Here is a 25,020-nt window from a genome sequence, read left to right as displayed (position 1 = left end):
GCATACTTTTATTATTTTACTTCCATTTAAATAACAATTACTAAAGTGCTTTTGCATTTAGTGAAATATAATTATCATAATTAATTTATGTTCTCGAAGTTTGTTATTTCACAAAAGGAAAGTTCTCATCATTTGCTTCCATAATGTGACTTCTCTCAAATATGGATGAAAAAGAATGTTATATCATTTGATTTTTTAAAAATTAATCTATTAGTTTTAAAAGAAAAATAATGTAGATAGCTTATCCAGAAATTGCCTAAAAAAAAAGTTGCCTTTTAAAGAGCAACCTTTTTTGTATTTTTTTAAAATTTATTTAGAGAAGTATTTCTAAAATTACCTGACTCACTGGTAAAAGTTTATATTGAGTTAGAATAAGTAATCTTAAACGTTTCTTTTCTTACTTTACTTTTACACTTTTTGTATCGATTAAATATTTATCTAGTGCCAGAACAAATTTAAGTTGGTTTATTTACTTAATTCGTTTTTTTTCGTAAAAAGCGAGAAAAAATAATTTTTGAAAGAACAAGCGTATGATAAATGCAAAAGATTTCCTCAAAGGATAAGATTGCTATTGAATTTTAATTAGTATATTGGTTCCGACTCTCTAAGTAGATTTTTTAGATATTGTCCCCAAATTTTAGGATTTGAATGCGTTCCATGGCCTGACGTTTTATCTGTTATTGGTAATAATATGTATTTGCCATTTTTAACATTTTTGATTTCTTTCTCCATTATACCTAATTCAGGAGGATTTACTTGATCATCAGCTGAATTTATAGCAATTAAAGGTGCTTTAATATGGGATAAATGAGGTTGCGGATTGTAATCTCTAGATGAATCAAAGGCATAAATTAGATCATTAGCATCTAATAGTGACAAGTATCTATTTAAGGTTTTATCCATCATGATTTCTGCTTTTTCTCTAGTAGGAGCATTTAATTGCCATTGCAAAGGGCTACTAACCATAAACATAAGTGACAGTATTGCGCCAGTCATTCCTTCCTTTGGTTGTTTAACATAATCACCATTCTTCCACTTCGAATCCATCTCTATTAATTTAATAGCCATTTTTCTTTGAATACGATTCCTGCCAGCTATTTCCACGGGTAAACTAGCTAACGGCATCAAAGCATCCATAAAATCTGGATAAGTGTAGCCCCAAACCCAAGTGTGCATTCCCCCCATTGATGTACCCATCACTAGACGGAGATGATCTACTTTTAAATGTTCTGTTAGTAATTTATAGTTCACTAATACCATATCATCGTAATTGTATTTAGGAAATTTCATCCTCATGCCATCACTTGGCTTAGATGACTTACCATGACCAATGTCATCAGGTAGAATGATAAAATATTTTGTAGCATCCAGTAATTGTCCTTTTTCAAACAAATTTCCTCCAAACTGTTCGCTTAAAAAGTTAGTTCCGCTTCCAGTAGTGCCATGCATTATCAAAACCGCATTGTTGATTTTTCCATTTATATCTTTGGTTGGTTTTCCAATTGTTGTATAATGAAGTTTGAGTTTATCAATATGTTCACCACTTTTAAAGACAAAATCTTTAATTAAATAATCTCCCTCAATTGGTGATGGGAATTTCATTTGAGCATTGCTATTGTGACTAGCAACAAAAAATAATATGAATAATGTAAATAAGTTTTTAACTTTCATTGTATTAAAATTTATATAATGCTAATTCCTGTTGTTCAATACTATACTCTTTTTAAAAAAAGTCAGTTAATACCCAGTAGCCTGACCATCTTTTCTACTTTCCGAAGCCCCAAAATATACTTTTCTTTCCGAGTCAAACATGATTGCTTGGTAGCCGCCATAATAGCCACCAAATCCAACTTTGTGTCCTTTTTGAATTAATTTTTTTATTTCTTCGAAGTCAAATCCATTTTCAATCAGAATTTCTCCTTTACCTTCCGCTAATTCGCCTGTAAAATTGGTAGAACCAATATGTTCGAATCTAGGTGCATCGCCTGCCTCTTGTAGGTTCATTCCAAAATCAATCATATTCATTAATATCTGTACATGTCCTTGAGGTTGAAAATCGCCACCCATCACGCCAAAACTCATAAATGGAATTCCTTTTTTTGTTACAAAACCAGGGATTATAGTATGAAAAGGTCTTTTTTGGGGCGCATATGAATTTGGTGTTCCTTCGGCAATATTGAAACATTCCCCTCGATCTTGAAGCATAAAACCTAATTTAGGTGGTACCATTCCAGAACCCATTCCTCTGTAGTTACTTTGTATTAGTGAAACCATGTTACCGTCTTTATCAGCTACAGTTAAATAAACAGTACCACCATTACTTTCTTTTCCAGCTTTAAATGTACCGGCATTGTCAGGATTGATTAATGATCTACGTTGTGATGCATACTCTTTTGATAACAAATCAGTTACTGAAATTTTCATAAAATCTAGATCCGCATAGTATTTTGCTCGGTCTTCAAAAACAAGTTTTTTAGCTTCGTTTACAATATGCAAATGTTCAGCACTACCAAAAGGTATTTTAGTAAAATCATACCCTTCAATAATATTTAACATTTGTAAGGTAGATATACCTTGGCCATTAGGGGGTAATTCCCAAACATCATAACCTCTGTAATTTGTTGAAACCGGCTCAATCCAATCAGATTTATGAGTAGTGAAATCTTCGTAAGCTAAGAAGCCTCCTTGATCTTGAATAAATTTAGCAGTTTCTCTCGCAATATCTCCTTTATAAAAAGCGTCCCTTCCACCTTTAGCAATTTTTTTATAAGTATTTGCTAAGAAAATGTTTTTAGTAATATCTCCTTTTTGAGGCAACTTACCATCAACCGTATATGTTTCTTTTACATTTGGATACATTTTCATATATTTTTTCAATGTAATTTGTAAATAATAAGCTATTAAATCGGTAGTTGGAAAGCCTTCCTCGGCGTATTTTATACTGGGATTTAAGATGTCCTTCATTGGTATTTTTCCGAATTTATTATGTAATTCGAACCAACCATCAACGCAGCCCGGAACAGTTACTGGTAAAGGACCACTAGGGGGAATATGCTTTATGTTATTTTTATTAAAATAATCTAAAGTCAGTGCTTTTGGCGATCGTCCACTTGCGTTTAAGCCATATAGTTTTTTGGTTTTGGCCTCCCATACAATTGCAAACAGGTCACCACCAATACCACTACCTGTTGGTTCCATAAGACCTAATGCAGCATTAACGGCTATTGCTGCATCGACAGCAGACCCTCCTTTTTTTAAAATATCTATTCCAATTTGGGTGGCTAATGGTTGGCTTGACGCCACCATTCCGTGTTGCCCAATTACTTCAGATCTAGTGGCAAAGTTTTTTCCTGTTAAACGATCTTGGGCAAACAGGAGTTTTGTTGATAATAGGAATAGGATTAGAATTGACTTTTTCATATGTCTTTTGTCTATTTATTAATTAGAAGATGTCCCAAAATAATTTTGTTTCACTTTTATCACCACCAATTTTTGCCGCCGCTTTACTATAATTTGCTCCATTTAGCTGTTGTTCACTTGAAGGATATTTTAGTCGGTTTGGAAATCCAGATATAGCATTTACTGGAACTGTTAACTTAGGGAAATCTAATCGACGAACTTCTAGCCATCCTTCAAATGGACGATTGTATAATGCAATCCATTTTTGGAAACCAATTTTTTGTTTCCATCCGCCAGTCGCAGTTGAATAAGCTACGTTTGGTCTTAATAAATAAGTATCTGCCTGCAAGCTTGTTCCTCCCCAATAGATTATTGAAGCTTTTATGGCGTTATTATAATGCGATTCAGCTGTTCCCGATACAGTATATCCGCGTTCTTTAGCTTCAGCTCTATAAAACTCCATTTCCACATAATCTATTAATGTATTAGGTGCGCTTGGTGCAGCAACACGAGCACTTGGTTTAGACATTTTTGGATAATCACTTGGTGCTCCCATTATTCCGCCAACATATTCTCCCACATTATTTACACCAAAAAATCCAGGTTTGCGAGGATCTAAAAAATTATTTAATATATCCATTAAATCTTTTGCAGCTATATAATCCGTGCGGTTTGCTAATACTAATTGATCATATAATGGATTGTTATTTGGTGTAGCACTAAAATATTTAATAAAGGTATCATTAGCTATAGAATTAATAGCCATTGGTTCTGCTTTTTCAAAAGCTGCTTTTGCTTTTGCATTATCTACATCCGCTAAAGTCATTGCCATTCTTACTTGCAGTGAATTAGCAAAAGAAATCCATTTAGATACAGATCCTTGGAAGAGGATATCTTCTGTAGTAGTAAATCCTGGGGCACTTGTACTTAATTTATTGATGTCGTTATCTAATCTTTGCATTAAATCTGCATTGATAGTTTTTGCATCATCATAGATAGGAAATAACTTTTGGTCATCTAGAGATTGAGTATAAGGGATATCACCAAAAGTAGTCAATAAAATATTAAAAGTGTATACCTGCATAATATCAATCATAGCTAATTGATTTGTTTTCTGCATCGGATTTAAAGTCGCATCTTTATTTATAATTCGTGCACTTTCTTTTAAATCGTTTAATACATCACGATACATACGAGTCCACCAAGCATCATTAATTGCTCGTGTAATGTAATCAAAATTTGCTTCTTCCTGAATGACGGCTTGAGCCCAATGATTTACAAAATGGCGAAATATATTTACATTGACACTCGCTGAAGCCAATCCGTCGGAGAGTGTTTTTACTGAATTTGAAAACAAACTTCCGGCGGGAACGCTACTAGCAAGTTTTGTCTCTTCATTAAAACGAGTAATATTTTCTGTACAGGCACTAATTGTTAAAATACCAAGTAGTACTGTAGTTATATATCTTTTTTTCATGATTCTTAGTTTATAATTTTATTTTAACATTAAAGCCAATAGCACGTACAGTAGGGTAGGAGCCACTTTGATAGCCTGAAATATTTCCTGATGATAAGTTTTCTTCCGGATCAGCATAAGGTACATTTTTATGGATTAGCCATAAATTTCTACCAGTCAATGAAAATTCGATGTCATTTATTGCTTTCATTTTCGAAATAATTGTTTTAGGAAGTGAATATGAAATAGCTAATTCTCTCAGTTTTACAAAACCAGCATCATAAACAAAATCTGACTGTGCTTGATACGAACTTGTTCCTGAAACAATTGTTACTCTATTTGTATTGGGTTGACCGTTTGCTGTTACGCCTGGTAAAATTACACCACCGCCATTTGCAACTGGATCACGTTTTGGATTTCCAAGATCATTTAATCCAACCGTTTCGGGTAAAATACCAGAGATAGTTCCATAATACATATCTAGAGAAAATAATTGTCCTCCTTTTTTAACATCAATTAAGAAACTTAAAGTTAAGTTTTTATATCTGAAGCTATTGCTTAAACCACCTATCCAATCAGGATTTACATTTCCAATAACATTAGAAGTTGTAGAAGTGAATTGATATAATCCGTTTGGTTTGATTAATCTTTCTCCATTTAACATTTCATAAGTTACGGATTGTAATTCTCCATAAGGTTTACCAATTGATGCATTTAAACTTACCCCACCTTGAAAAGTACCTAATTGCAGGTTTTTACTATCGTTATAAAGCGATAATACTTTATTTCTATTTCTGGTGAAGTTTACATTTACATTCCAAGAAAAATCGTTGCTTTTAACAGGCGTCGCATATAATGAAACTTCAATACCCTTATTTTCAATATCACCTGCGTTTAAGAATTTACTTGAATAACCGATTGCTGTCGATGTAGCAACAGGAATTATTTGGTCTACGGTGTTAGTATGGTAATAGGACGCATCAAAACCTAATCTATTATTAAAGAAAGACATTTCTAAACCAATTTCTTTACTAATAGTATTCTCAGGTCTTAATTCACTGTTGTTTTTAGTATTAGGTAAAGAGAAGAGCAGGGTGCTGTCAAATGGATTTGGTTTAACGTAAACATCTTTAAGACTTCCAAATGCTGCATCATTTCCTACAGTTGCATAGTTTACTCTGACTTTTCCAGATGATAACCAATTTAATTTTTGTAAATGATGGTAAAATACATAACTGCCTGAAATAGCATAATAATTATAAGCATTTGCATTTTCAGGTAACGTAGATGATTTGTCTCGACGCAGGGTTCCATCGAGTAAAAGAAAATCTTTATAGCTAAAAGTAACTCCTCCAAATACTCCATCAACGGCTTTTGATTGATAAGATTCTACCGGGGCAGGAATGATTCCTTTAGAATTAGAAATAGCATAAAGATTCGGTATAACTAATCCACCAGTTGTTTGTAAAAAAACAGAAGATACCGTATTTCTTCTGATGTTTACTCCGGCCAATCCATTAAATCCAAAATCCTCATTTATTTTTTTATTAACTGTGGCCAGTAAATCATAGTTTGTTTCATTATAATCTCTGTCAAAACGGGAATAAGATGAAACACCTGCACTTCCAACTGCTCTTCGTTCTTGTTGAGCTTCATGGTATGTGTCTACTGAAACTCTACCTAAAAGATCAAGCCAGTCAGTAATTTTGTAATTAAGGGATACGTTTCCAATTACCCTATTTCTGTTGTCATTTTGATAATTTTCGTAAACTACCCAATAAGGATTATCTGAAAAAGCCGGAACTAAATTGGTTAGCTTAGTTGGGTCTGCCCAGTTCCAAGTTACGTTTTTTCTATTTCTAAAATAAGCATCCCTTAGTTCGGAAACATCTACGTTAGTTTGGTTAAAATGGCGGAAATTACTATTGACATTCCGTCCGCTATCGTATCCTGTTCCATACCTCCCTTTTCCATTAACTTGAGAATAATTCACTAATCCACTCGCCACTAATTTACTTGTTATATTGAAGCTAGCACCAAGATTCACAATATCTTTCAGCACGCTACTATTTGGTAGCGCTCCTCTTTCGTCATTTCTCGTATATCCGATTTTAAAAGAGCCTTTATCTGCTACCATTCCATCAATCATGATGTTATGATTGCTAGAAATAGCTGTTTCGTAAAAATTTTCTGGTCCGTTTTTCGGAGCAATCCAAGGTTTTGGTTTTTGATAATTTGGAGATGCAGGATCGAATGATTCCCAGTCATACACCATTAAATTAGGGTCATAACGTGGTCCCCAAGAACGTGGAGCAAAAGTAGGAACAACTAGATCTTTAATACCATCGCCATTGGCATCAAAATACAGAAATCCATCTTTATCTTGAGCAATAGAACGACCGGCACCATACTCTTGTTGGTATTTTACGAAAGTAGATTTATCAATTGATCCAACAGTTATCCCAGTATTCATAGTAATTCCTAATCCAGTTTTTGGCTTTTTAGTCGTTATCATTATGACTCCATTAGCAGCGCGTGAACCATACAAGGCCGAAGCAGCTGCTCCTTTTAAAACATTTATAGAGAGAATGTCGTCCGGATTAATATCTGCCGCAGCGTTACCATAATCATATCCACCTGCTCCGGATTTTTGAGAATCTGAATTAGTATTTGAATTATCTACAGGGACTCCATCTACAACAAATAGGGCCTGATTATTTCCTGATAAGGATTTATTCCCTCTCACTACTACATTTACGGATCCTCCAACAGAATTTCCTTGTGTAATTTGTAAACCAGATATTTTTCCTGAAAGACCTGATGCTATATTGTTTAGTCGAGTTTTATTCACATCATCACCACTAATTTGCTGGGCGGCATAAGGCAATAAGTTTTTTTTACGTTTAATACCAAAAGCAGTTACAACTACTTCTTCTAATTTTTGACCTGTTTCTTTTAAAATAATAGTGAGCGGATAATTTCCAATGGCAACTTCTTGGGATTCCATTCCAATAAAAGTAATAATTAATTTCGTGCTGTTTTTTGGCATATCTATTCTGAAGTTACCATTTGCATCTGTTATTACAGCAATATTAGTACCTTTAGCCAGTATAGTTGCTCCTGGTAAAGGAATCCCCTTTTCATCCATTACTTTACCCGTAATGATGGGTGTCAATAAGTTTTGAATCACCGATTCTTTATTATCGCTATCAGAAAATCCATCTCCAGGCAAGATTTCCTTTTGCAACACAATTTGATTGCTTATTTCAGCATAGATAATATTCAGTGGCTTCAAAATTCGGTTAAGTATACTTGATAATAGTTCATCATTAGCTTCTATGGTTACTTTTTGATCTAGATGAGCCATTCTTGAATTGTAAGAAAATTTAACATGTGCAGATTTTTCAAGTTTTGATAGGGCGTTATCTAAACTCAAATTGTTAAAGGCAATGGTAATCTTCGTGTCCAATTTTCTTTGTCCTTTCACACTGTTTGCCATGGTAACACTTGAAAAGACAAGTGCCAAGACAAACTGAATTAATGTTATTTTCATGATTCGAAGAAGTAATCGTTGTTTAACAACAGGTTTTTTCATAATTTTGGTTTGTTTTGATTAATACTGTTTAAAGGTGTAAGAAAAACATTTCAATAAATCCTTTACAGAGGGTTTGTTGAATTTTTATTGCGTCGAAAGTGTTATAGCATTTTCGACGCTTTTTTATGCACAATTTTACATAGGCAATTTAGAATTAATTACATCCGTCTGATGTAATGATTATTTGATTTCCGTTCATTTCGTAATTCGAATTGTTTCCAAGACTTTTACAAATAATTTTTAATTTTTCTGGCAATGGTTGATCATTTAGTGAAGTTGTAAGATGACAGTTTTTTAACTTCTCTTTTGGAAAATCAATATTTACCAAATAAGCTTGTTCGATAGTACTGAAAATTTGCGAAACAGGAATATCAGTAAATTCAAAACTCAAATGTTCAATATTTCCGACCGAATGAGCCAAAGTTTCATCTTTGGTTATATCAGTAATTTTATGAAAAGTAAGGCCCTTACGAACAAACCTTAATGCCTGGTTAGGAAGCAAAACAACTTCTTCTTCCTCTGAATTTGCAATTATTTGATTCGACTTGATTTTTACTTTGCCTGTGCGAACTAATACCTCTACATTTGGTTGATTGGTGTATGCTTTTATCCTAAAACTGGTCCCAACCACTTTGGTAACGATCTCATTAGCAAAGACGAAAAATGGTTTCTCTGGATTTTTACTGATTTCAAAAAAACCCTCTCCAGAGAGATATACTTTGCGTTCGTTTCCAACAAATATTTTGGGATAACTCAACTTGCTGTTTGGTTGTAATAAGACCGAACTTCCATCAGATAAAGTTATTATCTGTGGATTGTTTGAATTGTTTGTTTGTTCTACTAAACCTTCTCTATTTTTATTAATAAGTTCGTAGTAAATATTAGAATTATTGTTTGAAAAATAATAATCATTGTATATCCAAGTAGATATATAACCAAACAGCAGAAGTGCTGCCGCTCCTCTAATCCAATTGCTGTTCCAAAGCTTTATTGTAGATTTTTGAATTTGGTTGTTATTTTTTTCCTTGTTTTTAATTTTTGCCCAAGTGCTTTCTAAAGCATCGTTAACAGTTATTTTGGACATCGTCGATTCAGGAACATTCATTGCTAATAACCACAATCGCGCTTCCTCTACTAATTTCGCGCGTTTGGGATCTTCTAAAGTCCATTCTTCCCATTTTTTTTGGTCATCAGCGAATCTGATCCACAGGTGGAATGACTCATCTGCTAAAAATTCTTCTATTTCGGTATAATTGTTACGTTCTTGCATCAAGATATTATGGATTACAAAAACAAAGAGGACAGGTCTTTTATTATATACTCAGTAAATTATAACTTATTTTTATTTTTAATTAAATAATCTGCTAAATAACATTCGTCGAGAGTATTAAAAGTAGTGAGATATTCCCTTTCCATTCTTTACGAAGGTTCAACAAGGCACGGTGCAATAAATTGTTTGCAGATTGGTAATTAACCTCTAGCATGTCAGCAATTTGCTCGACACTTAGACCTTGATGATAGCGAAGATACAAGGCTTCTTTTTGTCTTGGGGGTAAGCCATTTATAAGTTTGTTGAGATGTAATACTTTCTCGGCAGTTGATTCATCAACGATGAGTTGATGTTCAACAGAAAAGTCAAGGAGGAATTGAATGGAGTCAACTGATGTAGTCTTACGAAAAATACGTTCGCGATCTTGAAGCCTTGCAATTCTTTTGCGCACACTTGACAGCAAATAAGCTTTAACTACAACGGAGTCATTTAAAGTCTGCCTGTATACCCAAACATCCGTAAACACGTCTTGAACGCAATCTTGTACTTTATCTGAAAAGCGAGACAAAGAGTTTCCATAACGCACCAAATGATCATAATATTTTTCAAAAAGTAACGAAAAAGCCTTCTCGTCACCCAATTTAAGATTCCTCCAAATAACGGAGTCGTCAGGTACAATTTTGAGTTCAAACTGGGTTTTCAAATTGAATGGGTTAGTTTTTATATTAACTTAAGGTTAAGTTTTTCAAATTTATACTTTTTAGCGGTGATTAAAAAATACATTAATGAGTTTTAATGTTAGATTTTTAGTTATTTTCTTTATTGTATAAAAATAAAAAAAAATAATATTATGAATTTTGTTTTTGAAAAACATAAATCATATGTTATTTGGTCAAAACAGAAGCTTCAATATTCAAATATTGTTTTTGCAAAGCGGAAACTAAAACGGATCTGTTATGATTATCGTAGTTTTTTTGCTTTTCAATTATTTGATCTTCAAAATTTTCTAGTTTGGGAAATCTGTGGTACAAAGAATGTAAATTACTTTTTTGATCTAAATAATCATTCATCAAAGAAGAGAAATATCCTGAATTTTGATAGCTGATGCAGTCGGTTGGCATATTTTAATTTATTTGATGCTAAATTACCAAAAAATATTGGAACAAATATTTGCTAAATTGAAAAAGTATTTAGACATTTGTCTAAATATATAATTAACTAACGAAAATGAATGCCATTTTTAAAGCTTTAAACGATGCTACGAGGAGGGAAATATTAGAGTTGTTGAAAATTAAAGATTTGACTGCCGGTGAAATCGCGGCTCATTTTAATATTTCAAAACCCAGTATTTCGCATCATCTGGATATTTTAAAACAAGCGGATTTAATTACTTCAGAGAAAAAAGGGCAATTCGTAATTTATTCTATTAACACTACTATAATGGAAGATGTTTTGCAATGGATATCAACTTTTAAAAAATAAAAACATGAACTTAACTTTAAGAAGAGAATTACCTATTATCGGAATTGTTTTAATCCCTTTCATTTATTTGACATTTTTGTGGAATAAACTTCCGGAAAAAATTCCAACGCATTGGAATTCCAAAGGAGAAATTGATCATTGGGGAGATAAATATACTTTGATAGGAATGGTATTTCTTTTACCGGTTCTGACCTACCTTTTGATGCTTATAATTCCTAAAATCGATCCTAAAAAACGAATGGATATAATGGGAGGGAAGTATTATCAACTCAAATTTGCTCTAGTTTTGTTTATGTCTTTTCTGGCTATGTTTATTGTGTATTCATCACAAAGTCAAACTATTGCTAAACCCAATTTTATTTTTGCCCTTATTGGAATTTTAATTGTAGTCATGGGGAATTATTTTAAAGTGATTCAACCGAATTATTTTTTAGGCATTCGAACACCATGGACTATAGAAAATAAAGAAGTTTGGAAATCTACGCATACTTTTGCAAGCAAACTATGGTTTATTGGCGGCTTACTGATTATGGTTGCAGCTTTTATTCTTCCAAATGAAATTAATCTAGTTGTTTTCTTATTTATAATTGGGCTAATTGTGATCGTTCCGATGGTTTATTCTTATGTGAAATTTAAAGAAATTAAAACACAGGTATAATTTTACGAAGTTTGAAACGATGAATCTTTATCGTTTCAAACTAAAATGTCCTCTGTATTCTTTTCCATTGGCTCTGGTAACCACAAACCAATAGTCAGTTGCAGGAAGTTCTTGTCCATTAAAAGTTCCATTCCAAGTGGCATTTTGTATCAATTCTTTGATGAATTTACCATAGCGGTCAAATATTTTAACGGTTAAACCTATTTCCAAATTAGAAAATTTGATTTTCCAAATATCGTTGAAACTGTCTCCGTTTGGGGTGAAAAATTTAGGATATGACAATGATGAATTATCAATTGTTAAATCACAATCTGCATCTGTTGAAATTCGGGCGTTTATCAAAATTGGATTGCTTTCACAATTGTCTATAGTTTGCGATGCATAATTTGTGTTAACGTTTTGAAGAGGAATTGTGTTTGACAAAAGGGTTACGGATATGTGTATTCTATGATTTTTACTGCTTTTTAGGAAGCATCATTATCATCTTTCATAAACTCAATAATTCTTATAATTAATTACAGAATTGTTGATTATCCTGTTATTTTTATAAATTGGACTCTAAATTGTTTAATTTTTTCTTATATTACAAGATGCAAGCAATTGAAAACAAGACGAGAAAATTACGAATTGCATTAATCAATATTCATGGACTTATTAAAGGTACAGGTCTTGAGATTGGGAGAGATGCTGATAATGGCGGACAAACAAAGTATGTTTATGAACTTGCCGAGTTTTTATCACAACATAAGGATGTAGAGTATGTTCATTTATTTACAAGGTTAATTGATGATCAAAATCTTTCTTCAGAATATGCAGTGCCTATTGAAATCGTTAATGAAAAATTTGACATCAGACGAATTCCTTTTTTGGGAAAAAAATACAGGCCAAAAGAACAATTATGGGCAGGTTTGGATACATATGTCAATGGTGTCGTTCAACATATTAAACTTCATGATATATTTCCAAATTGGATTCATTCCCATTATGGAGATGCAGGATATGTTGCAAGTGAATTGTCAATAATTTTAAATATTCCATTTGCACATACGGGACATTCTTTGGGTTTTTATAAACAGAAAAAACTACAAGAAAGCGGTATGCTTGAAGAAGAACGTGAAAGAAAATTTAAGTTTAAAGAGCGAATTGCCGCAGAGGAAAAGACACTAGAATTATCAGAATTTATTATTACATCTACCGAGCAAGAAATCGAAACATATAAACCTTATGAAAATTTTAATTTAGGAAAGTACCATGCAATTCCTCCCGGGATTGACACCACGAAATTTGTTCCATATTACCATCTTGAAGAAGATTTTGATAAGCAAATGGAGGAAAAACAAAGAAAATATTGGGTGTCAGAAAAAATTTCTAAATTTTTAACAAATCCGCACAAACCTATTATTCTAGCTCTTTCGAGACCCGATCGTCATAAAAACCTTCATACATTAATTGATGTTTATGGCAAAGACAAAGAACTGCAAAGTATTGCTAATTTGGTAATTTTTGCAGGGATACGTAAAGATATTACGCAAATGCCAGATTCTGAAAAAGACGTTTTAACGGATTTATTATTATTGATGGACAAGTATGATTTGTATGGAAAAATGGCAATTCCTAAAAAGCATGATGTGGAAAATGAGGTTTCAATTATTTATCGTTTTGCTGCTGAAAAAAGAGGAGTCTTTGTAAATTTGGCCTTGCATGAAAATTTTGGTCTAACAATAATTGAATCCGCAAGTTCTGGTTTACCTGTGGTTGTTACTAAAAATGGAGGTCCATCCGAGATTATTCCTACTTGTCAAAATGGAGAATTAGTAAATCCTTTGGATGAAGATGAAATTAAAAAATCATTAAGGAATATTTTAACCAACGAAAATCTATGGAAATATTATTCAAATAATGGAGCAATTAATATTCAAAAACATTATAGTTGGTTAAGTCACGTCAATCAATATGTTGCATTAGTTAATGAAAATTTATTGCTTTCATCTGGTTCAGGAATCAAAAAGCAGCATTACCCCAATATTAATATTGAACGATTAAAAAGAAAAGTCGAAAATTTATTAGTTTCGGATATTGACGGAACATTGATTCATCCAAAATTGAATAATCCGGGGTTAAAGGAATTGAAAACGTATTTAACTAATAATACTGAAAAAATGGCATTTGCTCTTGCATCAGGGCGAAATGTAGATTTGGTTAAAAAAGTTATTGAAGAGGAACAATTACCCTTGCCCGATTTTATTATCTGTTCAGTTGGTACTGAAATTTATTATACAAACGGGAAAGATTATATTTTAGACAAAGGTTGGTCGACATTTTTGGCGGGTCGTTGGAAAAGAGAAGATATTGTAAATCGTTTAAAAGGTATTCCTTGGTTAAAAATGCAAGAAGAAGTAGCTCAAAATCCTTTTAAAATTTCGTATTATTATGATAAGGAAAAATACAATCACGACCAATTAATTAAAGTTTTAGGGACAGGATGGTATAAGGTAAATATTATTCCAAGTCATGGCGAGTTTATTGATTTTTTACCTAAAAGAGCATCAAAAGGAAATGCCATCAAGTTTTTATGCCATAAATGGGCAATCCCTTTATCAAGTGTAATTGCTGCAGGCGATTCAGGAAATGACATTGATATGTTTAGAAGTTCGGTTAAAGGAATTATTGTAGGCAATCGAAGTTTAGAATTAGCTGAATATAAAACAACTAAAAAAATATATGTAGCTAAAAGTTCCGCTTCCTCGGGTATTCTAGAGGGATTAAAACATTATAAAATAATAAAATAATATGTATTCAGGTTCAGGTTTTAGTAATTGGGAAATAGGAGATGTTGATGTATTTATAGATGAAAAAGGAGTCCATCATTTATTTCATTTGATTATTCCTAATCATGACTACATTGCACATGCAATATCCAAAGATGGTCTTTCTTGGAAAAGAGTGAAAAATGCTTTGTGGGTTGGAGAACCCGGAGAATGGGATGATGATATGTTATGGACAATGCATGTTAGCAAAAATTTTGAAGGAGAAGGATACGAGATGTATTACACAGGGCTAAAACGCAGAGACAAAGGAATTAAGCAACAAATTGGAAGGGCTGTTTCATCAGATTTAATTCATTGGACGAAAGAAAATAAATATGGCCTGCCTCTTAAAAGTCAAGCTCCATATTATGAAAATTCAAAGAATAATCCCCGTGAATGGTTAAGTTTTAGGGATCCTTTTAAATATCGATTTGAAGGAGAAGATTATCTATTGATTTGTGCTCGAAGTGCAGTAGGACCTACTTATCGAAGAGGATGTATAGGTATGGCAAAAAAAGAATCAAATGGCTTCATCCTGCAAAAGCCGTTGCACATTTCTTATGTATACGATGATGTTGAATGTCCCGCTGTGGTCGAAATAAAAGGAAATCATTATTTGTTGGGTTCCATTCGTGAAGATATTAAAATTCGTTATTGGTTTGCTTCAGAATTTAAAGGGGAGTATCATGCTTTTCATGATAATGTATTGTTACCACAAGGTAATTATGCGGCAAGAATTGTAAAAGAAGGAGATCATTTTTTGATATATAATTTTTATTTTGTTGGTGGAAATGTCAATACTCATCGTGTGATACCTCCCCCAAAACAGTTGGATGTTGACGATAATGGTAGGCTTTTATTAAAAACCTATCATTACTGGGAAACGCTGTATCAAAAAACAATTTCCCAAGAAAATTTTCCATTTCCAAACGCTATTTTAGGAAACCCTACGGCAAATTTGACTTTTTTTGAAGATAATAAATGGCAATGCAGCTGTCGAAGTGGTTACGAAGTTTTTTGCTTTGAAAAACCTGCAAATAACTTTGTTTGGGAAGGAACATTGACTGTTGAAGGAATGGGTAAAACCGGTTTTGTAATTGAATGTGATGGAGAAGGAACGGGATATTATATTTCTATTGATTTTGTAAATGGTTTTGTTCAATTTAGAGCTTGGGGATTTAACGAAAAAGACGTGAAAAATAATTTTATTTTTGAAAATATTCAAACAAATCAATTTGAAATTCTAGAAAATAAACAAATCCATTTCAAGATTATTCGTTACGGAAACTATTATGAACTTTCAATCAATGAAGTTGTAAAATTGACTTTATTAGATTTCAAATATAATGATGGAAAGATAGGCGTCTACGTTTGTTCCGCTATTATATCATTAAGCGATTCAATAATTCACGTAATTCCTGAACCAGAAAATGAATATGCAACTTCTAACCCCGACGAATTATGAAGAATATAATAGCTTTTGGCGAAGTATTAATGGATTGTCTGCCAGACAAAAATGTTATCGGGGGAGCTCCTTTTAATGTAGCCATTCATTTAAAACGTTTTGGGAATCAAGTAACTTTTATTAGTAAAATTGCAAAAGATGATTTTGGTAATGAAATATTTGATTTTGCAAAAAATGAAAATATTGAACAAGGAATTTCTTTCGATAAAAATCATCCTACAGGTTTTGTAAGTGTTAAATTTATTGAAAATGAGCCACATTATACCATTGAAACAGAAAAAGCATGGCAATATATTGAGTATGTTGCCATAGATAAGCCCGTCGATGTTTTTATTTATGGAAGTTTGGCATTGTATTTTGAAAAGAACCAAACCACTTTTTTGCAATACAAAACAGAGAATCCATCAGCTATTTTTGTTTGTGACTTGAATTTGAGAGGAGATTTTTATTCAGAAACTACAATTAATTTTTGTCTTTCAAATACTACTATTTTAAAGGTAAATGATGATGAATGGATGTATCTGAAAGAAATTTTCAAACAATCTACAGACGATCAGCTATTGGATTACTTGAAAAATTCATTTAGTATAATCAAAATTATTCGAACGCAATCTAAAAAAGGGGCATTGGTTTACTGGGACAATACTATTATTCAAGAATCAACCCAAATGGTTTCGGACAATCTATTCAAAGACGCAATTGGAGCAGGAGATGGATTTTTGGCTTGTTTTTTAAATTCTTATTTCAAAGAAAATGATGTGCAAAAGGCATTGAAGAATTCTTTGATTTTTGCAGCCAAGATTTGTCAATTTTCTGGAGCAATCCCAAGCAACAAAACTATTTATCAATAATGTAAATCAAAAATTGAAATTTGTCGTTAGGAATTTGAAGATATTGGAACAAAGAGTGTTGTTTTATTTCAGAATCTGGAGATTTAGGGTAATTCGCAATTTTTGGCTATTAGAAAAAAGAGGAAAAGTTTTTTATAAACATTATCGCTTCAAACTAAAATGACCTCGATATTCTTTTCCATTCGCTCTGGTAACCACAAACCAATAGTCTGTTGCAGGAAGTTCTTGTCCATTATACATTCCGTTCCACGTGGCATTTTGTATCAATTCTTTGAGGAGTTTACCATAGCGGTCAAATATTTTAACCGTTAAACCTACTTCCAAATCAGAAAAATGAATACTCCAGGTATCGTTTAATCCATCTCCGTTTGGAGTGAAGAATTTAGGATACATTATTGTTGAAAAACTTTCATCTGGAGTTTCACAAAATGTATATTGGACATTTACTAAAGTTCTGCTGCTTTCGCAACCATTTATGGTTTGTGATGCATAATAATTGGTGTCATTTTGAATTAGTGTAGTACTTGATAAAATTTGACCAGCTGTTAATGAATTATACCATTTTATATTTTGCCCTGAAATTTCTATAGTACTTAAAGTTGCTTTCTGTTCTGCACAAAATAATTGAGGAGAAGAAGCTGCAGGTAACATAGTATTATTAATAATGACTTTTGTAGAAATTATACCATCGCAACCACCAGTTCCTGTAATACTGCAACTATATTGGCCATCATTAGATAGATTTGCATTTAAAATTGTTGGATTTTGTTCTATGGAAGTAAATCCATTTGGTCCAGTCCATGAATAATTGGCACCACCAATTGCTGTTAGTTGTATCGTTTCTCCCAAACAAATAGGTGAATTACTTTTAGTCGATAGGGCATTAGAACATAATTTAAGTTTTACAACCCAAAAGTCTTGCAATCCGCTTTTGTTTTCTGTTTTATCACCTGATGTATCAGACTGTGACCAGCCTACTGTTACATAACCTCCATCTTTAGCTTGAACAATAGATTGGGGTTGGTCAAGGCTGGATCCTCCTATAGTTTTGTCCCATTCAAATTTACCTGCGGCATCAAGTTTCACTATCCAATAATCCCGTTCTCCTCTTGATACTTCGGTTTTAAAACCTGAAATTCCTGAATAGGACATGATGCCAAGTATAAAACCGTTGTCTGAGGTCATTCGAATATCAGCAAAAGTTTCAGTGTCATTTGCTCCAATGTCTTTTTGCCATAGAATTTGTCCATTGCTATTTAATTTTAGTAGCCAAACATCATTAGAGTTATTCACTGTTTTTTCAGTTTTTTCACCAGAAATATTAGAAAAAGAGTCGCCTCCTATAATGTAGTTTCCATCAGATGTGGCAATAATTGATTTTGCATAATCTCCATTGTTACCACCAATGGTTTTTTGCCAGACGATAGCCCCTAAACTATCAATCTTTAAAATCCAATAATCACCTCCACCTCTTGAATTTTGGTTTTTATCTCCAGAAATATTTGAATCTGAAGATCCCGCTAATATATAGCCTCCGTCTGGAGTTTTAACAATTGATTCTACCCAGTCGAAATTACTGCCTCCAAATGTTTTTTGCCACATTATATTTCCGGAAGAGTCGGTTTTAATGACCCACATATCAAGACTGCCGCGAGAGTTCTCCGTTTTTTCACCTGAAATATTTGAATCTGAGGAACCTCCCATGAGGTAACCGCCATCGGCAGTTTCAATTATTGATGTTAATCGGTCAACACCGCTTCCTCCATAAGTTTTGTCCCAAATAATATTTCTGTTTTTATCAAGTTTTACCACCCAATAATCATCATTACCTCTTGAAGACTGTGTTTTCTCGCCTGATATTCCCGAAGAACTGTAACCTCCAAGTATATATCCCTCATCTTTGGTTTCTTTTGCTGATGTCATATGATCAAAATTATTGCCACCAATTGTTTTTTGCCATAATAGACCGCCTGAAATATCATCAATTTTTAGAAGCCAGAAATCTCCTTCGCCTCTTGAGTTTTCATTTTTGTCTCTTGAAATATTAGAGTATGAATATCCTCCTAAAAGATAATTTCCATCATTTGATAATTCTATAAAATCACTCCAATCATAATCATTACCTCCAATTGTATTTTGCCATTGTATAGTTTGGGAACTTATTTTGATAGAAAAAAAGACTGTGATTATAAAAGAGAAATAAATGAATTGTATATTTTTTCGCATTGATTTTGTCGATTATCGTTTCAAACTAAAATGTCCTCTATATTCTTTTCCATTGGCTCTGGTAACCACAAACCAATAGTCAGTTGCAGGAAGTTCTTGACCATTAAAAGTTCCATTCCAAGTGGCATTTTGTATCAATTCTTTGATGAATTTACCATAGCGGTCAAATATTTTAACCGTTAAACCTATTTCCAAATCAGAAAAATGAATACTCCAGGTATCATTGTATCCATCACCATTTGGCGTAAAGAATTTTGGAAACATCAATAGATAAACTTCATCGGTGGCAGTTCCACAACCATTTTTATCTCTTACTTCCACTGTATATTCTCCCTTATGAACATTCAAAAACTGATTGCTGTTTTGAAAATAAATTCCATCAATTGAATATTCATAATCCCCAGCACCGGTCACGTAAGCGGTAATACTGTTTTCATTATCTGTCCAATCTTTTGTTTCGATTGATGTTATGGTGGCGATGTTGGATTTTTTTACAGTAAAGTTTTTTGTGCTCGAGCAAGAAGTAGTGCCGTAATTCTTGCTAACGATTACTGAAAAGTCTCCAGGATTGGATACAGTTATGGAGGATGTTGAAGCTCCATTTGACCACAAATAAGTGTCAGAACCAGATCCTGCATCAATTGTGATTGTATTGTTTTCGCAAATAGGAACAATGTTCGGAATGTTTATTATTGGTTTGCTAACCAAAGTTATTTGTAATTCTACAATTTGGTGACAAGAGTTTGGCGAATCAATTCTGACGTAAACGGAATGTTTTCCCAATGTCAAATTATAGTTGCTAAAATTGGTGATTTGGCTTGTGGTGATTTGGTTTCCGGCAGCGTTAGCCGAAGTATAATATCCAAATGTATTTCCGGTTGAACCAATAAGGTTTGAGTTATAGCTTTTTAAGTTTACTATCTCATTGCCGTTATTTTGATCGTCACAAATAGTTTCAGAATAGTTAGTAGCGTTCAAAGTGTTGATTAAGGAAATTGTAACTCCCAGTCTACTCAGACTTTCACAATCATTTATTGTTTGTGTCGCATAATAGGTAATTCCATCTTGTAGTAAAGTTGAGCTTGCTAAAGGAGTTCCATTTGTGGCAGCCATATACAATTTAATGGAAGTTCCGTTGATGGCAATATCATTTAAAGTGGCGTTTTGACTGGAACAAAATGATTGACTTGCATTTCCAGTTGGTGCAGGAGTATTTTGGATATTTACGACAACTGGAATTCTTTCGCTTTCGCATCCGTTTATGGTTTGTGATGCGTAATATGTGGTTCCATTTTGTAATGAAGTTGTATTTAATAAGAGGTTTCCATTTGTTAAAATGTCATACCATTTTATGTTTTGTCCTGCGATAGTGATATTGTTTAAAGTTGCATTTTGTTGGATGCAGAAGTTTTGGGGAGAAGGTAATGAAGGTGTTGGGTTGGGTTTTATAGTAATTATTACTGGAGTTCTATCACTTTCGCAACCGCTAATCGTTTGTGTCGCAAAATAAGTGCTGCCGTTTTGCAACAAAGTTGAATTTGGTAGTTGATTGCCATTATTTGAAGAATCGTACCATTTTACATTTTGTCCAGAAATAACAATATCTGATAAAATTGCTTTTTGCTGATTGCAAAAGCTTTGGGATGATTGGGTTACAGGTGAAGCAACACGGAGGAAATTCACTAAAACAGGAACTCTAGGACTTTCACATCCGTTATTAGTTTGGGAAGCATAATAAGTAGTGCCATTATTTAATGGTGTAGTTTCTGGTAGAAGAGAACCGCCATTTATAGCAGTGTACCATTTAATTAAACTTCCAGTTACATTCAGATTTACTAAAGTTAGATTAGACGCTTTACATAAGTTTTGCGGTGATAATGCTGAGGGGCGAGGAGTGTCCTTTAGACTTATTGTAATTGCACTTTTTAAACTTTCACAACCAACTGAGGTATTCATTGCAAAATAAGTGACTCCTTCCACTAATAAAGTAGTTTCTGGTAATTCATTAACCCCATTAATAGAGTCAAACCATTTGATATTATTGCCGCTAACTACAATGTCTTTTATAGTAGGATTTTGTTTTGAGCATATTGTTTGTATTGTAGATTCAAATTGAGGAGGGTTTCCATCAACATAGTTAGCAGTAGCATCTTTCCTATTTGAGAAAAAGTAGTTAAAAAAAGAAGCATCTAAGACATAAATGCAATTTAGTTTTGGATTATTTGTCCAATAGGAAGTGTCATTCCACCAATTCATACTTTGGTTATTTCTCAGGTCTAAATAGGTAAGCTGGTTATTTGCACATCTAAATATTTCTAAATTATTATTCAAAGAAACATCGAGACTAGTAATTAGATTGTTATGACAGTATAAAATTTTTAATTGCAGATTTGAGTTTGTGTTGAGGCTTGTTAATTTATTATCAAAACAATATAAAGCTACTAAATTAATATTTTTAAAAATATCTAAACTTATAATTTGGTTATTAGTACACAACAATTCTGATAAATTTGTGTTATTTGATATATCTAAATTTGATAGCTGATTTGAAGAACAATTTAGATTGGTAAGTTTGGTATTCTGGGATATATCTAAATTGGTTAATTGATTGCTGGAGCAAATAAAAAACAATAAATTAAGGTTGCTTGTAATATCTAGATTTTTTAATTGATTGTTTTGACAAGAAAAACTTCTTAGTTTAATATTTTTTGAAACATCTAAATTTATAAGTTGATTGTTATAACAAGATAAATCAGTTAAATTAATATTCTTTGAAATATCCATATTTTTAAATTGATTATCTGGACAGACCAAAGACTCTAATAAAGTACATTTGGAAAGATCTAAAGTGCTTAAATTGCTATAGCTACAATCTAAATAGGTTATATTAGTGTTCAAATTTAAAACGCTTAATTTACTGTTTCTACAGTATAAGGATTTTAGATTAATCGTTTGGCTAAAATCCAAACTGGTAAATTGATTTCCACTGCAGTTAATTGATTTAAGATTAGCACATCCTATCACATTTAAACTTGTTAATTTGTTATTGTCACAAATTAAATCAGTTAGGAAAATATTTTTGCTTAAATCTAAAGTAGTTAAATTACAATTGGTACAATTTAATTTTTCTAAAGCTTTAAAATTTTCTATCCCAGTCAAATCTGTGATGTTAATATTTGCTGCCCCAGGAAAGAAATAGATTTCTTTAATAACTTCTATTTTTGATGTAAGCACTTTGCCATCAATGGCTCCAATATCATAACCGTTATAAATCAGATACCATTCAAATTCAGGGTCAGGAATTAAGGTATATTGTGAATATGATACTATTGAAAAAAAGGAAAATAGTAATAGTAAAATTTTTTTCATTAAATTAAGTAATATTTGTATGATGGGTGAAAAATCTTAATCTGAGTTTAAACAAATGTAATTTATTTTTTACAAATTATACAATATCAAAAAGCATTACCATTAGTATTTAAAACGGAATAGTGATTAGCAACCTAGCCTTTTATTTTTGTGAAAACTATACAAATAACCCTTATTTTTGCACAAAACAATATCTTTTGAAAACCAAACTTTTTCTCATCACGCCTCCTTTTACCCAACTGAATACGCCGTATCCGGCAACCGCCTATATCAAAGGGTTTCTGAATACTAAAGGCATTGAATCGGTGCAAGCAGATTTAGGGATTGAAGTGATTTTGAAATTGTTTTCGAAAGAAGGACTTATTGATTTGTTTAAAGTTTCAGGTTTAAAGTTTAAAAGCGAACTTTCAGATAATTCGAAGCGAATTGTTGCACTTCAAGAGGAATACATTAAAACCATCAATCCCGTAATTGCATTTTTACAAGGCAAAAATCCAACCTTGGCGCTGCAAATATGTCAGGAAGATTTCTTGCCCGAAGCGTCTCGTTTTGCACAATTGGAAGAATTGGATTGGGCATTCGGAACCATGGGAACACAGGACAAAGCGAAACACTTGTCTACTTTATACCTTGAAGATATCTCTGATTTTATTGTGGAATGTATCGATGCCAATTTTGGATTCAGCCGCTACGCGGAACGTTTGGGTCGCAGTGCGAATTCTTTTGACGAGTTATACGAAGCTTTGCAACAGGAAACTACTTATATAGATGATATTCTGATTTCAATTTTGAAAGAGCGAATAGAAACAGTTCAACCAACACTATTCTTGATTTCGGTTCCGTTTCCAGGGAATTTATATGCGGCGTTTCGATCCGCGCAATGGGTGAAGAAGAATCATCCGCATGTTAAAATTTCAATGGGAGGCGGTTTTCCAAGTACCGAATTGCGTTCGCTTTCTGATGCGCGTGTTTTTGAGTTTTTTGATTTTATCACTTTGGATGATGGCGAAGTGCCTGTGGAAGAATTAATATCGAATGTAGAAAATCCAGCTCACTATTGTTTCAAAAGAACATTTCTGCTAGAAGATGGAAAAGTGGTGTACAAAAACAATTCAACAAAACCAGATTACAAGCAATCCCAAGTTGGAACTCCTGATTACTCGGATTTGCCTTTGGATAAATATATTTCGGTTATCGAAATTGTGAATCCCATGCATCGTATGTGGAGCGATGGCCGTTGGAATAAACTAACCATGGCGCACGGTTGTTATTGGGGAAAATGTACATTTTGTGATATTTCTTTGGATTATATCAAAATCTATGAACCCGTTGCCGCCAATTTATTGTGTGACCGAATGGAAGAAATGATAGCGAAAACAGGCCAGAATGGTTTTCATTATGTTGATGAAGCGGCACCGCCGGCATTGATGCGCGCATTGGCTTTGGAAATTCTTCGAAGAAATTTAGCGGTGACTTGGTGGACAAACATTCGATTCGAAAAAAGCTTTACCAAAGATTTGTGTCTGTTGCTGAAAGCTTCTGGATGCATTGCCGTTTCAGGAGGTTTGGAAGTCGCTTCGGATAGATTATTAAAACTCATAGACAAGGGCGTAACGGTAGAACAAGTGGCGAAAGTTACACGGAATTTCACCGAAGCGGGTGTAATGGTTCATGCGTATTTAATGTACGGTTATCCTACCCAAACGATTCAGGAAACGGTGGACAGTCTTGAAATGGTCCGACAACTATTTGAAGTTGGCGTATTGCAATCTGGATTTTGGCATCAATTTGCCATGACAGCGCATAGTCCTGTTGGGATGTATCCGGAGAAATTTGGAGTGGTAAAAGAAACGGAAACCATTGGTACATTTGCCAATAACGATATTAATTATACGGATTCAACAGGAATCGACCACGATAAATTCAGTTTTGGACTCAAGAAATCCTTGTTTAATTTCATGCACGGAATCTGTTTTGATTACGAATTACAGGATTGGTTTGACTTCAAAATTCCAAAAACTAAAATCTCACCCGATTTTATATTTGATGCTTTGCAGGAAGAAAGCGATTTTACAATTAAACCCACCGCCAAAATAGTTTGGTTAGGAGGGAAGCCTGGTATCGAACATTTTACAAAATCCAAAAAAGGGAATTCTTGGGAGTTAATGACGTTGACTTTTCACGTTAAGAAAGAAAGTTTCAGTATTCAAACCAATAAAAATGAAGGAGAATGGCTGGTAGAAATGCTTCTGAAAATCTCCGTTTCCAATGCTAAAATTTATACTTTTCAAGAAATTAAATCCGATTTTGAAACTCATCTCGAAGATTTTGAATTATTTTGGTATTCAAAACCAATTAAAACATTGCGTGAATTTGGGTTATTAGTATTGTAAAAGAATTTATTTCTTGTATAACTATATCAAATTAGCATAAAACTTCTGT

At 33.0% G+C, this 25,020-nt stretch carries 16 protein-coding genes; 6 read left to right on the top strand and 10 right to left on the bottom strand.

Annotation, left to right across the window (positions count from 1 at the left end):
* Window positions 1–582: 582 nt before the first annotated feature.
* The 7 genes from H4V97_RS04710 to bshC all read right to left on the bottom strand — a co-directional run bounded on the left by H4V97_RS04710 (window position 583) and on the right by bshC (window position 10,841).
* A complete protein-coding gene (locus tag H4V97_RS04710) occupies window positions 583–1,671 on the bottom strand; it encodes an alpha/beta fold hydrolase (RefSeq protein WP_209549088.1) in 1,089 nt (362 codons plus the stop codon).
* 66 nt (window positions 1,672–1,737) lie between these two features.
* On the bottom strand, window positions 1,738–3,420 hold the full coding sequence (gene ggt / locus H4V97_RS04705) for a gamma-glutamyltransferase (RefSeq protein ID WP_209549087.1): 1,683 nt from the start codon (window positions 3,418–3,420) through the stop codon (window positions 1,738–1,740).
* A 22-nt stretch (window positions 3,421–3,442) separates the two neighbouring features.
* Window positions 3,443–4,876, bottom strand: coding sequence for a SusD/RagB family nutrient-binding outer membrane lipoprotein (locus H4V97_RS04700; protein WP_209549086.1), 1,434 nt, complete (start codon window positions 4,874–4,876; stop codon window positions 3,443–3,445).
* A 10-nt stretch (window positions 4,877–4,886) separates the two neighbouring features.
* Window positions 4,887–8,450, bottom strand: coding sequence for a SusC/RagA family TonB-linked outer membrane protein (locus H4V97_RS04695; RefSeq protein WP_245345191.1), 3,564 nt, complete (start codon window positions 8,448–8,450; stop codon window positions 4,887–4,889).
* Window positions 8,451–8,604: 154 nt separating this feature from the next.
* A complete protein-coding gene (locus H4V97_RS04690) occupies window positions 8,605–9,720 on the bottom strand; it encodes a FecR family protein (protein ID WP_209549085.1) in 1,116 nt (371 codons plus the stop codon).
* 94 nt (window positions 9,721–9,814) lie between these two features.
* Complete coding sequence (locus tag H4V97_RS04685; RefSeq protein ID WP_245345190.1) at window positions 9,815–10,360, bottom strand: RNA polymerase sigma factor; 546 nt, start codon at window positions 10,358–10,360, stop codon at window positions 9,815–9,817.
* 244 nt (window positions 10,361–10,604) lie between these two features.
* On the bottom strand, window positions 10,605–10,841 hold the full coding sequence (gene bshC / locus H4V97_RS04680) for a bacillithiol biosynthesis protein BshC (RefSeq protein ID WP_209549083.1): 237 nt from the start codon (window positions 10,839–10,841) through the stop codon (window positions 10,605–10,607).
* Between the two features lie 106 nt (window positions 10,842–10,947).
* On the opposite strand from bshC, the gene H4V97_RS04675 reads away from it, so the two are divergent.
* A complete protein-coding gene (locus H4V97_RS04675; RefSeq protein ID WP_209549082.1) occupies window positions 10,948–11,202 on the top strand; it encodes an autorepressor SdpR family transcription factor in 255 nt (84 codons plus the stop codon).
* A 4-nt stretch (window positions 11,203–11,206) separates the two neighbouring features.
* Window positions 11,207–11,860 (top strand): SdpI family protein, encoded by a 654-nt coding sequence (locus H4V97_RS04670; protein WP_209549081.1) that lies wholly within the window; start codon window positions 11,207–11,209, stop codon window positions 11,858–11,860.
* A 27-nt stretch (window positions 11,861–11,887) separates the two neighbouring features.
* Here the strand turns inward: H4V97_RS04670 and H4V97_RS04665 are convergent, their stop codons facing one another.
* Window positions 11,888–12,283: a T9SS type B sorting domain-containing protein gene (locus tag H4V97_RS04665; protein WP_245345189.1), complete on the bottom strand. Its 396-nt coding sequence runs from the start codon at window positions 12,281–12,283 to the stop codon at window positions 11,888–11,890.
* 167 nt (window positions 12,284–12,450) lie between these two features.
* Between H4V97_RS04665 and H4V97_RS04660 the strand changes: the two genes are divergently transcribed.
* Genes H4V97_RS04660 through H4V97_RS04650 form a run of 3 tightly spaced genes read left to right on the top strand, consistent with a single transcriptional unit; the run spans window position 12,451 to window position 16,983 of the window.
* Window positions 12,451–14,649, top strand: coding sequence for an HAD-IIB family hydrolase (locus H4V97_RS04660; protein WP_196850932.1), 2,199 nt, complete (start codon window positions 12,451–12,453; stop codon window positions 14,647–14,649).
* 1 nt (window position 14,650) lies between these two features.
* Window positions 14,651–16,132 carry a glycosyl hydrolase family 32 gene (locus tag H4V97_RS04655; protein WP_196850933.1) on the top strand — a complete coding sequence of 494 codons (1,482 nt, stop codon included), beginning with the start codon at window positions 14,651–14,653 and terminating at the stop codon, window positions 16,130–16,132.
* The gene (locus H4V97_RS04650; protein WP_196850934.1) at window positions 16,129–16,983 is read left to right on the top strand and encodes a PfkB family carbohydrate kinase; all 855 of its coding nucleotides are present in this window, start codon (window positions 16,129–16,131) and stop codon (window positions 16,981–16,983) included. Before H4V97_RS04655 ends, H4V97_RS04650 begins: the two co-directional genes overlap by 4 nt.
* 141 nt (window positions 16,984–17,124) lie before the next feature.
* Here H4V97_RS04650 and H4V97_RS04645 read toward each other — a convergent pair whose 3' ends face one another.
* Together H4V97_RS04645 and H4V97_RS04640 are read right to left on the bottom strand one after the other, a co-directional pair.
* On the bottom strand, window positions 17,125–19,209 hold the full coding sequence (locus H4V97_RS04645) for a T9SS type B sorting domain-containing protein (protein WP_209549080.1): 2,085 nt from the start codon (window positions 19,207–19,209) through the stop codon (window positions 17,125–17,127).
* 12 nt (window positions 19,210–19,221) lie between these two features.
* On the bottom strand, window positions 19,222–22,578 hold the full coding sequence (locus tag H4V97_RS04640; RefSeq protein ID WP_196850936.1) for a T9SS type B sorting domain-containing protein: 3,357 nt from the start codon (window positions 22,576–22,578) through the stop codon (window positions 19,222–19,224).
* A gap of 197 nt (window positions 22,579–22,775) precedes the next feature.
* Here H4V97_RS04640 and H4V97_RS04635 point away from each other — a divergent pair, with 197 nt between their 5' ends.
* Entirely contained in the window at window positions 22,776–24,971 is a 2,196-nt protein-coding gene (locus tag H4V97_RS04635; RefSeq protein ID WP_209549079.1) for a B12-binding domain-containing radical SAM protein, read from the top strand.
* Window positions 24,972–25,020: the final 49 nt, after the last annotated feature.

Source organism: Flavobacterium sp. CG_23.5, from assembly GCF_017875765.1.
Classification (GTDB): Bacteria; Bacteroidota; Bacteroidia; order Flavobacteriales; family Flavobacteriaceae; genus Flavobacterium.
This window is presented reverse-complemented; position numbering and strand designations above follow the sequence as displayed.